Annotated in this window: 12 protein-coding genes; 3 read left to right on the top strand and 9 right to left on the bottom strand. The window is 41.1% G+C overall.

Going from position 1 to position 15,579, the window contains the following annotated elements; translation table 11 throughout:
• Nucleotides 1–94: 94 nt before the first annotated feature.
• The 3 genes from PYV58_RS15775 to cueR all read left to right on the top strand — a co-directional run bounded on the left by PYV58_RS15775 (nucleotide 95) and on the right by cueR (nucleotide 4,353).
• Nucleotides 95–976, top strand: coding sequence for a CopD family protein (locus PYV58_RS15775; protein WP_034618207.1), 882 nt, complete (start codon nucleotides 95–97; stop codon nucleotides 974–976).
• Nucleotides 977–1,383: 407 nt separating this feature from the next.
• Nucleotides 1,384–3,867, top strand: coding sequence for a heavy metal translocating P-type ATPase (locus PYV58_RS15780; RefSeq protein ID WP_034618208.1), 2,484 nt, complete (start codon nucleotides 1,384–1,386; stop codon nucleotides 3,865–3,867).
• Nucleotides 3,868–3,888: 21 nt separating this feature from the next.
• Nucleotides 3,889–4,353: a Cu(I)-responsive transcriptional regulator gene (gene cueR / locus PYV58_RS15785; RefSeq protein ID WP_034618209.1), complete on the top strand. Its 465-nt coding sequence runs from the start codon at nucleotides 3,889–3,891 to the stop codon at nucleotides 4,351–4,353.
• Between the two features lie 1,149 nt (nucleotides 4,354–5,502).
• On the opposite strand, the gene PYV58_RS15790 is transcribed toward cueR, so the two are convergent.
• The 9 genes from PYV58_RS15790 to pcaC form a co-directional block, all read right to left on the bottom strand.
• Nucleotides 5,503–6,339 (bottom strand): nucleotidyl transferase AbiEii/AbiGii toxin family protein, encoded by an 837-nt coding sequence (locus PYV58_RS15790; protein WP_034617772.1) that lies wholly within the window; start codon nucleotides 6,337–6,339, stop codon nucleotides 5,503–5,505.
• Entirely contained in the window at nucleotides 6,336–6,971 is a 636-nt protein-coding gene (locus PYV58_RS15795) for a hypothetical protein (protein WP_034617771.1), read from the bottom strand. The genes PYV58_RS15790 and PYV58_RS15795 overlap by 4 nt, the downstream gene beginning before the upstream one ends.
• Before the next feature lie 485 nt (nucleotides 6,972–7,456).
• On the bottom strand, nucleotides 7,457–9,880 hold the full coding sequence (locus PYV58_RS15800; RefSeq protein ID WP_034617768.1) for a glucose/quinate/shikimate family membrane-bound PQQ-dependent dehydrogenase: 2,424 nt from the start codon (nucleotides 9,878–9,880) through the stop codon (nucleotides 7,457–7,459).
• Nucleotides 9,881–9,896: 16 nt separating this feature from the next.
• On the bottom strand, nucleotides 9,897–11,222 hold the full coding sequence (locus PYV58_RS15805; protein ID WP_275059575.1) for a carbohydrate porin: 1,326 nt from the start codon (nucleotides 11,220–11,222) through the stop codon (nucleotides 9,897–9,899).
• Between the two features lie 19 nt (nucleotides 11,223–11,241).
• Nucleotides 11,242–12,696, bottom strand: a complete 1,455-nt coding sequence (locus PYV58_RS15810; protein ID WP_171077810.1) for a right-handed parallel beta-helix repeat-containing protein — start codon at nucleotides 12,694–12,696, stop codon at nucleotides 11,242–11,244.
• A gap of 26 nt (nucleotides 12,697–12,722) precedes the next feature.
• Nucleotides 12,723–13,502 carry a type I 3-dehydroquinate dehydratase gene (gene aroD, locus PYV58_RS15815; protein WP_227504283.1) on the bottom strand — a complete coding sequence of 260 codons (780 nt, stop codon included), beginning with the start codon at nucleotides 13,500–13,502 and terminating at the stop codon, nucleotides 12,723–12,725.
• Nucleotides 13,503–13,766: 264 nt separating this feature from the next.
• Entirely contained in the window at nucleotides 13,767–14,396 is a 630-nt protein-coding gene (gene pcaG, locus PYV58_RS15820) for a protocatechuate 3,4-dioxygenase subunit alpha (RefSeq protein WP_034617756.1), read from the bottom strand.
• 12 nt (nucleotides 14,397–14,408) lie between these two features.
• The gene (gene pcaH, locus PYV58_RS15825; RefSeq protein WP_004722139.1) at nucleotides 14,409–15,134 is read right to left on the bottom strand and encodes a protocatechuate 3,4-dioxygenase subunit beta; all 726 of its coding nucleotides are present in this window, start codon (nucleotides 15,132–15,134) and stop codon (nucleotides 14,409–14,411) included.
• A gap of 10 nt (nucleotides 15,135–15,144) precedes the next feature.
• Nucleotides 15,145–15,558 carry a 4-carboxymuconolactone decarboxylase gene (pcaC, locus tag PYV58_RS15830; protein WP_004722141.1) on the bottom strand — a complete coding sequence of 138 codons (414 nt, stop codon included), beginning with the start codon at nucleotides 15,556–15,558 and terminating at the stop codon, nucleotides 15,145–15,147.
• Nucleotides 15,559–15,579: the final 21 nt, after the last annotated feature.

A 15,579-nucleotide genomic window follows, 5' to 3' on the forward strand; every position in this document is an offset into this window, starting at 1 on the left:
CTGAACTGTTGTTAGGGTGTGTTGGCATTTCATCAATGGTCTGAGTTGTCGCAAACTGAGGCGAATTGTCAACAGACTCGGATAAAGGAAAAAAATAATGTTCGAATTCTGGATCTGGTCAACTTGGCTAACAAAAATTACCTTATATCTCAGTACTGCTTTTATGATTGGCGGTGCTTTTTGTTATTTTTTACTTTGGCGTTATACCAGCATAAAAGTAACACTACTCAAGTATATGCACTTAGGTGCGACATTAGGTCTGGTTGGAAGCACTTTAGGCTTTTTTATTTTGGTAGGTAGCTTTGCCAACGCAGGACTTTCCGGTATTTTTGATCAAACCTATCTCAATATTCTTTTAAATACAGACACTGGGCAAATACACATTTTCAGAATTATCAGTTTTGCCTTAATTTTTCTGCTTTTAACCATCAAATTGGGCAAAAAAACTACCCATATTACCACTTTTGAAAAAATACTATTTGCGGTATTGCTTATCCCGATTCTTTATAGCTATTCCCAAATCGGTCATGTCACCAACTTAGCATTTTTTGCTCAAATTCTACTCAGCATTCATGTTTTTTTCATGTCGTTATGGATGGGCTCACTCTATCCGTTATGGAAAATGAGTCATAAAATCAGTGGTCGATCATTAAGAAAACTCATGGAGGCATTTGGGCGAATTGCAGCCTTTGTTGTCGGAATCTTAATCCTCTGTGGTATCACGATTGCATTCTTTTTATTTAAAGATTTGAATACTTTAATCTATACCTCATATGGTCATGGTTTTGTTCTTAAACTGGCATTTGTGGGCAGTATTTTATTACTTGCTGCTTTCAATAAATGGTTTCTTACTCCACGACTTGAGGAACCTTTATTTGCACAATATTTAAGTTGTGCCATTTTATTTGAAATGTATTTGGGTTTATTGATTCTACTCACCACCAGCTACATCACCACAGTGGTTGGGATTGATTAAAAATATGGATATAAATCATTGAATTGAGAGCATTATCTTGCACTATAAACAAAACAATGCATCGTTCTTGCCCAGATAAAAAATGATCATGTTGAATGAATGATATGGGTATTGAAAGTCCCTTCTCCCCCTTGGGAGAAGGCTAGGATGAGGGCGCTTTTATGTTGATTGATGCTTTTAAAAATGATTGATAAAAGAAGCCTAATCTATAAATAATAATGAACTAGGATTAAAAATAAAGGAGCCCCGTAAACCATAAGTCAAAAAATATTTTATTGGTCTATGTCCATAAACTAAATTTCTATCTACAACAAGCTGTTATAAAAACTTGAATTGTTTTACTTGACCTTATCATTATGTCAAAGTTTAGGATTTAGATCATGGAATAAGACTTATAGGTATGACTTATGGAAAATAGATCACATGATCGTGTTTCTGATTTGAAAAGTAGTTTTCAAATCAAGGGTATGAGTTGTGCAAGTTGTGTCAGTCGAATAGAAACAGCACTTAAAAAAGTCGATGGTGTCACCCAAGCATCTGTGAATTTAGCCACTGAACGTGCTGACATTACATCGAATATCAGCATTGATCGCCAAGCACTGATCAACGCGATTGAACATGCTGGATATGATGTCGTTGACGAAACCACAGAATTATCAATTGATGGAATGACTTGCGCCTCATGTGTCAGCCGTGTAGAAAAAGCACTAAAAGCCGTTCCCGGTGTTAAAGAAGCAAATGTAAATCTTGCAACTGAACGTGCAACAATCACCGGCACTGCCAATGTTGCGGCTTTAATCGCAGCGATTGATAAGGCGGGTTATGATGCCAAACAAATTCAAAGTGCTGTTCCAGATCAAGCTGAACACCTCGAAAAAAAAGATCAAGAACGCGCTGAGCTAAAACGAGACCTTATACTTGCCACTATTTTTGCGTTACCTGTTTTTATATTAGAAATGGGTTCGCACTTTATTCCGGGTATGCACCACCTGATCGCTCAGACCATCGGGATACAAAATAGCTGGTATTTACAGTTTATTCTGACCACACTGGTTTTGGTGATTCCGGGTCGAAGATTCTATATCCACGGCTTACCCGCTTTATTGCGTTTAGCGCCAGATATGAACTCGCTGGTTGCTGTAGGTACCTTGGCGGCTTATCTATTTTCCATCGTCGCAACATTTATGCCCAGCATCTTACCGGCTGGAACAGTCAATGTTTACTATGAAGCCGCTGCTGTTATTGTCGCTTTAATTTTACTCGGTCGTTTTCTTGAAGCAAAAGCCAAGGGACGTACTTCTGAAGCCATTCAGCGTTTAGTCAGTCTGCAAGCCAAAGTGGCCCATGTTTCTCGTGATAATCAAATCGTCGATATTCCAATCGATCAAGTTATCGTAGGTGACTTTATTATTGTCAAACCGGGTGAACGTGTTCCTGTTGATGGAAAAGTCATTGAAGGCAAAAGCTTTGTTGATGAATCGATGATTACTGGTGAGCCAATCCCTGTCGAGAAAAAAATAGACAGTGATGTGGTCGGTGGTACCATTAACCAAAATGGCACCTTAAGCTTTAAAGCTGTTGCTGTAGGTGGCGAAACCATGCTTGCACAAATCATCCGTTTGGTTGAGCAAGCACAAGGCGCGAAAATGCCGATCCAAGCTGTGGTTGATAAAATCACTTTATGGTTTGTACCTGCTGTCATGGCTGCGGCTGTACTGACGTTCTTGATCTGGTTGATTTTCGGCCCTTCCCCTGCTTTAACTTTCGCTTTGGTCAATGCTGTTGCTGTGCTGATTATTGCCTGCCCTTGTGCGATGGGTTTAGCAACGCCAACCTCAATTATGGTCGGCACAGGACGTGGTGCTGAACTTGGGGTATTATTCCGTAAAGGTGAAGCATTACAACTACTGAAAGATGCCAATGTTGTTGCTGTAGATAAAACAGGGACATTAACCGAAGGTCATCCTGTACTGACAGATTTTGAAGTCACTGAATTTTTTCAACGTGATCATGTTTTGAGTATGGTGGCAGCAGTTGAATCCCGTTCTGAGCATCCGATTGCCAAAGCCATCGTAGATGCTGCGATCAAAGAAAACCTGACCTTACCCAAAGTGAATCAATTTGATTCTGTGACAGGTATGGGCGTCTATGCAGATATCGATGAAAATGGAGAGATTCATATTGGAGCAGATCGCTATATGCTCCAGCTCAATATTGATATTTCACCTTTTGCAAGTGCAGCACAACGTTTAGGTGATGAAGGTAAATCACCGCTTTATGTGGCAATTCAGGGCAAGTTGGCAGCAATCATCGCGGTTGCAGATCCAATTAAATCAACCACGCCAAGTGCCATTAAAGCCTTACATCAACTCGGTCTTAAAGTTGCGATGGTGACGGGTGACAACGCCCGTACAGCACAAGCGATTGCTCGCCAGCTCGGTATTGACGAAGTGATTGCGGAAGTTCTCCCTGAAGGAAAAGTCAAAGCGGTACAAAGCCTTAAAGCAAAATATGGCAATATTGCATTTGTCGGTGATGGGATCAACGATGCACCTGCTTTGGCTGAAGCTGATGTCGGTCTTGCCATTGGTACAGGTACGGATGTTGCAATTGAGTCGGCAGATGTTGTATTGATGTCTGGTAATTTGCAAGGTGTTGCCAATGCCATTGCATTATCAAAAGCCACCATTGGCAATATTCATCAGAATTTGTTCTGGGCATTTGCGTACAATACCATGTTGATTCCAGTTGCAGCGGGACTACTCTATCCTGCTTATGGCATCCTGCTTTCGCCAATCTTTGCAGCAGGTGCAATGGCTTTATCTAGTGTATTCGTCTTGGCCAATGCCTTACGGTTACGTCGTTTTCAACCCGCTTCTACTTTCGAGTAGAAGCTTGTAGAGAGAATCACCATGAATATTGGAAAACTGTCTCAAACTGTTGGAATCTCTGCCAAAATGATTCGTTATTATGAGCAAATTGGTCTGATTCCAGCCGTAGGTCGAAGTAATGCTGGGTATCGTTCTTATTCCGATCAAGATGCTGAACGGCTTAAGTTTATTCGAAGCTCAAGATCGCTCGGCTTCTCGGTTGCAGAAATCGCAGATCTTCTGGATTTATGGAACAATAAAAATCGACACAGTGCCGATGTAAAGCAACTCGCGCTCTCGCATATCGAAAAATTGGAAATCCGTATTACTGAGTTGCAGAAGATGACCAATACTTTGCAAAACCTCATCAATTGTTGTGCGGGTGATCATCGACCGAATTGTCCAATTCTTGAGGGTTTGCAAAAGCAAGATATTGAACTTCAAGAAAGCTACCATCAAAATGATTCTCTCTCTGTGTCTCCACTTGCGCAGCAAAAAGTTAAATAGGATTTAAAGCTTTTTAAATCCTCTACTGATCGGTTTAGGATTTAAAATCCTCCCCTTTGCAAAGCTAATCCTCCCCCACCCTCCTTTGAAAAGGAGGGAGCTTTTCATTACTAGAATGAATTGACTTTCATGCAACTCACTTCTTTTTCAGCGCAACGGGGCTTGCACTGCCTCATCTTATTGTGAATAGTTTTAATTCATTTGCGTAGGCGATGCTTTGTTTTGCTCAGATGAAAAGAGACTTGCACTGCCTCATATTACAGTGAAAGGTTTAATTTAAGTTGCGTAGGCAATACCTTACTTTTGAAAGATCAAAAGTAACAAAAATCTTTCGTCTGGCGAGGGGTACATCCTATACCCCCGCCAAACGGCGACATCCTTGTCGCCATGCGGTAGAAACACCGTGTAGGATTCAATGATGAAAAAGTACTTGTACAGCTTTAACTTAAATTGAGAAGTTTTAATTATTTTATGTAAGTTCCAGATCTTACATAAATCAAAAATGATCTTAAAGCGTAAATTATATTGATATTGGAAGTTCCTTCTCCCGCTGGGAGAAGGCTAGGATGAGGGGCTTTTATATTGAATTTTGAGTTAGCACCGCCCCATCTTACAGTGAAAAGTTTAAATTTAAGTTGCGTAGGCGATACCTTACTTTTGAAAGATCAAAAGTAACAAAAATCTTTCGTCTGGCGAGGGGTACATCCTATACCCCCGCCAAACGGCGACATCCTTGTCGCCATGCGGTAGAAACACCGTGTAGGATTCAATGATGAAAAGGTACTTGTACAGCTTTAACTTAAATTGAGAAGTTTTAATTATTTTATGTAAGTTCTAGATCTTACATAAATCAAAAAATGATCTTAAAGCGTAAATTATATTGATATTGGAAGTTCCTTCTCCCGCTGGGAGAAGGCTAGGATGAGGGGCTTTTATATTGAATTTTGAGTTAGCACCGCCCCATCTTACAGTGAAAATTTTGATTTAATTTGCGTAGGTAATGCCTTACTTTTCTTAGGAAATGCCAAACCTTGCGTTATAAATAAAGCGGTGCTAATGGGTATAAAGAAATGCTTCTATTTAATCAGATCAGTATTTTATGAATTGCGCTTTATATTGCTTAACTTCATTTGATGCGTTTTTTCACACTTAGGTTGATATAAATTTCATTTGTCTTGCAAGTTCTTTAAAGTAATGATTTGACCAGATATCTAATACGTTTAGATCACGAATAAATGGTGCCACATCTTGTTTAGCCTGCCCGAAATCAACTGAATCTATTCGTTTAAGCAATAAGTCTAAAAAATCTTGCTGGCTCAAATTATCTTTATTCCAATCACCACTTTGTCTTGCACGTTCGCTAAAGTGTTCAAGATTAAGTTTAGCATTTTGACGTACATACCATTCAAAATCGAACCAATCCCGCCCCTTGACACGATTTTTCCATTTTCTAAACAATAAAGCATGCATTTTCCCTGCATATAGATCTTCAAGTGTGAAACACTTGGTGTAGAAAGAAAAAGGCTGTAATAGGAGTTTTTCTTCTGTATGAAATAACATTGGAGGGTTGGTATCCACCTCAAATTTGATTTTTAATGTTTTATGCCCAGCCACTTTAATATCATAAATACTGGTATTCTTTTTGAGAAATGCAGAAACTATGGCTGTTTGATGGATTTTGTTACGCTGGCTAATTTCAACATCAAAACCCAGCGCAATGAACTCTTGTTTGATACTGTTAAAATAAGGCTCAAGGCTAAATGTTTGGTCTTCCTCTAGCAAAGAAAAATCTAAATCTTCTGAGAACCTTGGTAAGTTATAGAAGATTCGTAGGCAGGTGCCACCATAAAATGCGGCTTTATTAAAAAAACCTGCTCGCTGTAATCCAGCCAAGGCGATTTCCTGCATAATTTCACGCAATGCATGTTCATTGTCTTGATTAGGCTTTAAATCATATCTGTTTAACATTTGCTCAATAATGTTCATGCTATTTCCTTTAACAACCCTTTTAGCACTTTAAATAAGTGGGTTTTTATTCCAGCTGCTATATAAGCATTAATAATTGTAAAATCGAAATCAACCAACATATCCATATCTATACGTAAATCTTCCTCTAAAAAAATCTGCATCGACCGCTGGCTGGTCATCCGCAAATTACGAATGGTCAGAAGTTTATCGCAGAGTGCTTTTTCAGGACTTGCCAATAAAAAATACCCATTTTCAAAGGACTGTGACTGGATACCAATAGGGTAAATGGATTGAGCTATTGTATGGTAAGAAAATCTTCCCAAGGTGTTTTCAATTGATAGTGAACGTTTGGTTGTAACCGATGTTATTTCTACTACTTTTTCTGGGATAATGCCATGCCATGACAAAGCATAGTCTAGAGATACACATGAAGGGCCATATAAATGATTTGCAATAAGTGGCAAACAGGGAGTGCTATTGCGCCATAAATCTCCCACCAAATACAAACCTCGCTGTAATGGAATTAAAGTCCCTGCTTTTATCCATCTTGAAATTTTATCATTCGGGTTCTGATATTCTTTCAGTAGCGATAGTAGAGTACCGTGATGAATGGGAATATTTTTAAATTCGCTTAATTTAAGATCTTGCATAAAATGTACACATAATCCAATTAAATCAGATTATATCATCATTTTTTACAAGACAACTAAAAAAACTGTAATTGCTTAACGATTGCAGTTTAGTTTTTTACATTAACATTACCTAACTTATTTCAAACTATAGTCAACCTGTCAAAAAGCTAAGATACAAGTTAGCGCTGCCCCATCTTACTGTGAAAAGTTTAAATTTAATTTGTGTAGGCGATACCTTAGATAAAAACCCTTCCCCTTGCGAAGTAATACTTCTCACCTTTGTCAAAGGAGGGAGCTTTCCATTACTCAAATTAATTGTGTTTCACTTAATTCCATCGCCCCAACGTCAACATCCTTGTCGCCATGCGGTAGCTAGACCCTGTGTAATTCAATGATGTAAAAAGCAAAGCGACTTAATTGGAACCCGGCCAATTCAATTTTAAACCCATAAAAAAACTGCAATCGCGTAACGATTGCAGTTCCGTTTTTTAAACAGTTTTAGCTTATTTCAGACTATAGGCAATCACATAGTCACCATGATCAGGAGATTGTCGAGCACCGCCCGCAGTCACCATCACATATTGCTTACCTGTTTTAGGTGAAACATAGCTGATTGGTGTTCCTTGGCTACCGACAGGTAAGCGTGATTTCCACAACTCTTTACCTGAAGAAGAATCCAAGGCACGTAAGTAGTAATCTTGCGTTGCAGCAAAGAAGACTAAGCCACCTTGTGTTGCCATTGGACCACCAATGGTTGGCATACCAATCGGTGCTTTTAATCCCATTTTTATGCCCATAGGTCCAGTGTCTTCCACTGTTCCCATTGGTACTTGCCAAGCGATCTGGCGAGTTTTCATATCAATGGCAGTCATGGTGCCATAAGGCGGTTTTTGACATGGGATATTCAACTTCGACCAGAAGCGATCTTTATTGACTTTATATGGTGTGCCTTTCATCGGTACAGCACCCATACCTGTATTGACCTTTTCACCACCATTTGCCTGAATTGCCAAATCTTCTGGTGTTTGTTCGATCAACTGAATCCATAAACCTAAACGCATGTCGTTGACAAACATATATTGATGGCTTGGATCAAAGGCAATACTGCCCCAGTTCATGCCACCCAAAGAGCCAGGGAAACTTAACGATTTATCTGTACCTGGTGCAGTATATAAGCCTTCATAACGCATAGATTTAAAGCCGATACGACACATCAGCTGGTCAAACGGTGTTGCACCCCACATATCCGATTCAGTCAAGGTTTGATTACCAATTTGTGGCATTTCAACTGAACGTGGTTGGGTTAAACTATATTGTTCACCCGAAATATCGGCAGGTTTAACAGGCTGTTCAATCACTTGGGTTAATGGTTTACCTGTTAAGCGATCCAATACAAAGAATTGTCCAGATTTGGTTCCAATCACCACGGCAGGTTGATTCTTACCATCTTTCATTGGGAAATCAACCAAGCTTGGTTGCATCGGTAAATCAAAATCCCATAAGTCATTATGAACAGTTTGATAGACCCATTTTTCTTTACCTGTGCTTGCATCTAATGCCAAGACGGATGAATTATATTTATGATCCAAAGGTTGACGGTTGCCTCCCCACACATCTACAGATGAGCTCCCCGTCGGCATAAATACCGTGTTCATTTTTGGGTCATACGACATCGCAGCCCAAGAGTTTGCTGAACTGCGCTTATAGGTTTCACCTTCTTTTAACACATGGTTTGGATCAGGATTACGTGGATCAAATGCCCAGCGTAATTGACCTGTGATCACATCATAAGCACGAATCACCCCACCAGGCATATCTGCGGCAAGGTTATCGGCAATACGGCTACCCACCACAATCACTGTACCTGCAATGGTCGGCGCAGAGGTCACTTCAAAACGTGGTGCGGTAGTGCCTTCACCCAAGCCTTTAAGTAAGTCAACCGTTCCATCAACACCAAAATCTTTACAACGCTCACCGGTGTCAGCATTGACCGCAATTAAACGACCATCTGGTGTGTTGGTATACACACGGCGTAAACAAGCGGTATTGTTAGCGACAGCTTGAACAGGTGTTGCACCTGCCAACGTCGGTTGGGTTAAAGGTTCAGTTGAATCGAAGTAAGCCACACCACGACAACGTTCCCATGCATCCGATTTAGAATTTACTTCAGCTTTCCAAAGCTGTTTACCTGAGTCAGCCTCTAAAGCAAAAATATTGTTATGTGGCGTACATAAGTAAATCTTGTTGCCCACCTGTAAAGGGGTCATTTGATCTTCTGCACCGTTGCCTGAACCTGTAGTGAAATCACCTGTACGAAAACGCCATGCTTCTTTGAGTTGATGGACATTCTCACGGGTGATTTGATCAAGTGCAGCAAAGCGACTACCGCCAGAATCCTGACCATAATGTTGCCAATTGCTTTGTTGCTGGTCTGCTTGAACAGGAACCAATGGCAATGCCTGACCAGATGCGGCAACCGTTGGATGCGGTTGGAACATTTGATAAAGCCCAATCAACATACCTAAAACCGTGAGTGCTCCTAAGCCAAAAGCTGGCAAACTGGCACTCGATTGAAACTGGTAACGGCGAATCGCGGGCAAAGTAAACATCAATGCAGCGAATAAACCTGCTGGAAACATCAGTCTTGAAAATAAAGGCCAAAATTCCCAGCCTGCATCCAGCAATGACCAGATGATGGTACCCACAAACACCAAACTAAACAGCCAGACACCGAGTGCTTTTTTCTTAAAGATAAAAATTGCTGATGCCAATGTGATTACACCAGAAATCACGAAATACCATGATCCTCCCAGTGTCGCCAACTTAACTCCGCCTACAGTAAAGAATGCTCCTGTTACAAGCAAAGCCAAACCTAAGATAAAACACCATATTTTTAATACGGTATGTGTCCTTGTAGATTCAGTCATACGTCATACTCCTAAATTAGAAATTCACACGCATGCTTAAACCAGCAACCCATGCATCATCCACTTCTTTTACACCCGCAGGCTGATGGATATATTGTAGGTTTGGTCGTAGCATGATTGCAGGTGACCATTGATAGGTATAGTTCAATTCAACATTGAGCTCATCACGTTGCACAGGCACATAATCTGTTGCAAACCTATCGTACTGGTCATAACCACGGCTGTTATTGGTGGCAATCTGACGATCTTTATAACGATCATTGACCATATAATTTGCAAGCCCAAATCCGATTGAATCATTAGGGCGACTGTCAAAAGGTCCTTTGTACCAGAGTGCAAGTTGTTGGGTACTTTGTACTGCCGTGGTGGCTTTATCATTGACAACTGCATTAAAGCTCACGAACAAACCACGTTTAGGGTCCTGCCCTTTTTGGCTCAGTTGTTGTTGTGCATTAAGCCAAAAACTATGTTTGCTATCATGTACCTTGCCTGCGATCGCAATATCATTGGCTTCAGCGGTCGAGTACAGCGCACCGACTTTATACTCGCCTGCTAAACCATCAAATGCTGCTAGTTTTGGACGCCATGCCAGCTCTACTGGAATGGTGGCACCTTTAACATTGCGCATATCCAAGTTAAAACCATCGTTTTTGCCAGTTTTAATGTTGTCAGGATTGACTTCATAAACACCGACACCGAGTGTCCACTCAGGTGCAAATTGATACTTCACATTAGTTCCCCATAAACCTACGGGTAAGTTGTACCAAATCGAACCAATGGATTTGCCCAGTTGTCCACCACAAAGTAATAGGTTTTGGAACTCACATTGTGAACCGTTAAAGTCATCCGACATGCCCATACGGCCAATCTTGAATTGGACTGTATTGTCAGCAAAGCCTTTTTTGACCCATGCTTGGGTCAGGCGCCAGATTTTGCCTCGTCCATAAATTTCTTGTGAATTGCCTAAAGCACCAGAACGTGGGTCTTTAATGCTTTCTAAAGTTAAAGCATTACCATCACGTTTAGTGATTAAGATATTGGCTGTGGTGTCTTTCCAGCCCGTGATTTTATTTAAATCAAAGTTTGCACCCAACGCCAATTGCGCTGCATTTTCAAAGCTGTTGTTGTCGTGATAGCCACCGTCTAAATTGGTTGCAGCTTGGCTCATAATAGAGGCCGTAAATTTATAACCGTCTTTTTCCAGTTGTTGACGTTGTCCATTCCAATCGCCCAATAACCATTGACGATCTTGTGACCAAGCTTGCTCAGCAAAACTACTCTGAGCCATACACAATGCAACGGCTAAACAGCTCAGTTTGATCGATAATCCATTTAAACTCATATTACTTCCTTATTATTTGTTATTTCAGTTTTACCGCTGAGCTAAGTTCAGATGTTGCGCCTAGACGATCTGTGATATTGGCTGTGATTGATGCAACTTTCATTGTCGGTTTCCAAGTCACGCTTGCTGTGCCTTGGGCATTGGTTGCAACAGTACTTGAGCCTAAATAAAACTCGGCTTCATTTGCGCTTGCTTGTGAGTTGCCAAAAAATTCAACTTGATAACGTTGATTCGGTTGTCCTTTTACCTCTACCGCAATTTGACCTTTTGCTAGGGTCAATTTAGGTGCTTGAATATTTTGATTTGGTTGTGGATTACAGCCTTGTTCATTGGGTTGCTGGCAGGTCTTTTGTAAGTTTGCTGGATCAATTTTTACACCATGACCACGTGAACCGACAAAGTGCGCATGTTCTAATCCCGGAATATCAAAAATAATTGCACCTAAACGTTGATTGGGCACACAGCTTCCCCCCGCTTCACAGCGTTTGATGTCTTTGCCATTATTCCAAATTTGATTTTTGGTTAATGTGATACGTGCATTGGCATCTTTTTCTGAACGAATCGCAACTCCAACCCGATTACCATGGACTTTATTGCTGTCAAAAATATTGCCATCACCCGTCAGGTTAAAACCGTTGGAGTTATTGGTGAGTTCGTTATAGGCAATATAATTGCGTTTGCCCCAGTTGATCTGTAAACCATCTGAATAGTTTTCAAACTTGTTGCCAATCACGGCATTGTCATTGCCCCATAGAATTTCAATGCCTTGTGATGGCTCTGGGTTTGCAGCAGTTGAAATAAAGTGGTTATTGGCAACCAAGTTAAATGCAGCACCACGGGTTAACTCAAGTCCATCACCATTGTCTTGGAAATAGTTATTCAGTACTTTGTTGTTATTGGTGGTGGTCGCAGTCGGATTACCTTTACCATCATCCCCTGTCAACATCACCCCTGCACCGCCATAGTTGTGCATAATACGGTTATTTTGGATCAGGTTATTGCTGGCACGGTTCATCAAGATCCCAATACAAAAACGACGAATCTCTAGTCCTTGGATGCTGACCCCGTTGATGTCACGTAACACAATTCCCGGCAAAGTTGTGGTACGAACATTGGTTCCGAACTGCCCTTCAACAGCCCCCGGACAAGCTTCAACCCCTGTACCTTTAATATAATTTGAGCCATCAATCGCGATAAACTCACCTGTTTTTGCCCACTGTGTACCGATGATTTTTACTGGTGCTTTAATTTCTGGCAGTGGGCTGTTGACCTTAATGGCATAAGGCGCTTGCCCAACCGCTTGAATCAAAATCTCACTGGTTTCACTCGGCTTGCTGTTGGCTTGCTCAATCGCCCAACGTAGTGAACCTTTTTCACTATCATCCTGATAGCGATCCACGACATAGCTTTCCGCCATTGCCAAACCAGAAACCGCTAAGCCAAGTGCCAACGTTGTTAAACGTAATGAAATCATTTTCATGTCTAAAAATTCCTTTTAATTTATGGTGTAGGTTGAACGGTTTTTAATAACTGTTTCAGTTGGGTCACATCAATTTGACCGGGCGCAGAAGCTTCACCGATCATGCCAAAACTAAAGCTGCCGCCCATATTGGCTGTGGCAATTCGAGAAATCGTGCCGAGTTTGCCCATCGACATGGTGAGCAATGGTTTTTTAGATTGCTGACTGACTTTTAAGGTTGCATTCATCAAAGTAAATACATCTTGTTTGCTTTGTGGCATCACTGCAATTTTAAGAATATCTGCACCAAGCTGATCTTGTTTAAGCAAGCGTTGAACGATTTCTGCTTCATCAGGGGTCTTTTTAAAATCGTGATTGGACATCACAATCAATACTTTTTTCTCATGTGCCAATTTAACTGTGCTTTTCACCACTTGCGGATCTCGGAACATTTCCACATCCAACATGTCCATAAAGGGTTGGCGTAAATAGGCCTGATAAGTTTTGCCATAATCCGCATCGCTGATGGTCAGTTGCCCGCCTTCGTTATGCGTACGAATAGTAGCAATCACTGGTTTAGACCCTAAAATCTGTTTAAGCTCATGTCCTAAAGCAATCACTTGCTTAGTGTCACTGGCAAAGTTGAGCAGATCTATGCGGAACTCAGCCAAATCCGCATCTGGATTATTGGCAATGATTTTTGCCTGTGCTAAGGCTTGTTCTTTGGTTTTTGCTGTAATTGGGACGATGGTCTTTACTGGGAGTTTTGCCAGTTCTGCAAGTTCAACTGAGCTTGGTGAAACAGGTTGCGCCTGTGTCATTTGAAAGGTAAATGTGGAGCTAAGTGCAAGCGTCAATGCTGCAAATTTTTGTAGTTTCATTTTTCATCTTCCTGAATAAATTATCCGTTTGTATATTGCGATTTCATTTAAGTGCTTTTCGTCGATCTTAATCCCTCCTCATCCTCCCTTGTGGAACCTCAATCGTTCCTTACCTTTTAAAAAAGGGAGGAGTATCGCGAATCTCAAGACTGAGATGATTCCAAAGCAAGACCTCCCTTTCAAAAAGAGAGATCTTGAGGATTGTTAAATATCAAAAAACACGGTTTCGTCTTCACCTTGAATGCGAATATCAAAGCGATACACGATTTCACCGTCGACTTCACTGCGTTTAGCAATCAGGGTTTGGCGGCGGACTGCCCACTCAATACTATTGAGTACAGGGTCATTGGCATTTGCTTCAACTTCATCGTCAAAATAAATACGGGTATGCAAACCAATGTTAATTCCACGAGCAAAGAGTGCGACTGCAATATGTGGTGCTTGAGTTGAACCTTTACGCCCTGCGACAGCCCCTGGTTTAATGGTGTCAAAACTCCAAAAACCTGTTTCAAAATTTGCGCCTGTACGCCCCCAGCCCTGAAAATGAGCATCGGCTGTTTTGCCTTGGGTATCGGCCTGACTTGGATAAACCCCATTGGCATCGGCTTGCCAGATTTCCAGCAATACATCTCTTAATGGTAAACCCAGTCCATCAAACACTTGACCTTCAATACGGATACGTTGACCTTGGGTGTGTTGTTTCACCAACTGGTTATCGAAGCTATGTTCAAATACTTCAATATTGGCTTGTTGAGGCAATAAACCGATATGCACATAAGGACCACCTGTTTGTGATGGGGTTTCCTTAATTTCCTGAAAATTCCATGCATTCATTGTCTGAGTTCCTTAAGTCAAATCATTTTCAAAATAAGTCGCACGACGACCACGCAGATGAATATCAAAGCGGTAACAACGACTATCTGATTCAATGAAATTGTTTTTATCTTCTAATGCGATCAAGGCACGACGCTGATCTTCAGATGGAATGGTTTTTAAAATCGGGCAAGTATCTATTAGGGTATCGCCCTCAAAATAGAATTGCGAAATCAACCGTTGTGCCCAACCATCGGCAATCAATGAAAAATGGATATGCGCTGGACGCCATTCATTGATTCGGTTACGCCAAGGATATGGCCCCGGTTTAATGGTACGGAAAATATAAAAACCATTTTCATCGGTTAAGGTACGACCACAACCACCAAAGTTAGGATCCATTGCGCCAATAAATTTATCATTTGGATGGCGATAACGACCTGATGCGTTGGCTTGCCAAACTTCCAATAAGGCGTTTTTTACAGGGCGACCAAACTGGTCACGCACATAACCATGCACAATAATTCGCTCACCGACTGGGAGTCCTTCTTTGGCATAGTTCAAAATCAAATCATTGTCTTTTGCACCAAAAATTTCAGGTGAAAAATGCGGTGAAGTGACTTCAGTTAATGTTTCATTAATCGAGATCAATGCATTTTTGGGCGAGCGTAATACACTGGTTTTATAGCCTGGTGTATATGCTGGCGGGTGATCTTCTGTATTCCGTTGCGGATATGCACCCAATGTATGACTTAACATGCCTATCTCCTTAATCCTGTTGTTGTGCAGCGACAGGTTGCACTTCTATTCCGAGTTCTTTAAAAACATCTTCAGCCATGTGCATTGCAGCATTTGCGGCTGGTAGTCCTGCATACAGTGAGCTGTGTAAAATCAGTTCTTTGAGTTCGTCCTTGGTAACACCATTGTTAAAGCAAGCACGTAGATGCATTCTGAGTTCATCTTCTCGTCCCAATGCCAACAAAATAGCAATGGTGACTAAACTGCGGGTATGCCGTGGTAAACCTTCACGTGACCACACCTCACCCCAAGCAAAGCGGCTTATAAAATTTTGAAAATCTTGGTTAAAGTCATTCAAATTTTCTAAAGAACGACCGACATGTTTTTCACCCAATACTTCGGTGCGGACCTGTAGTCCTTGTTGGTAACGTTGTTCATCATTCATGGAAATTGTCCCTCTTTATGA

Origin of the sequence: Acinetobacter sp. TAC-1 (assembly GCF_029025845.1) — a bacterium.
GTDB lineage: Bacteria > Pseudomonadota > Gammaproteobacteria > Pseudomonadales > Moraxellaceae > Acinetobacter > Acinetobacter guillouiae.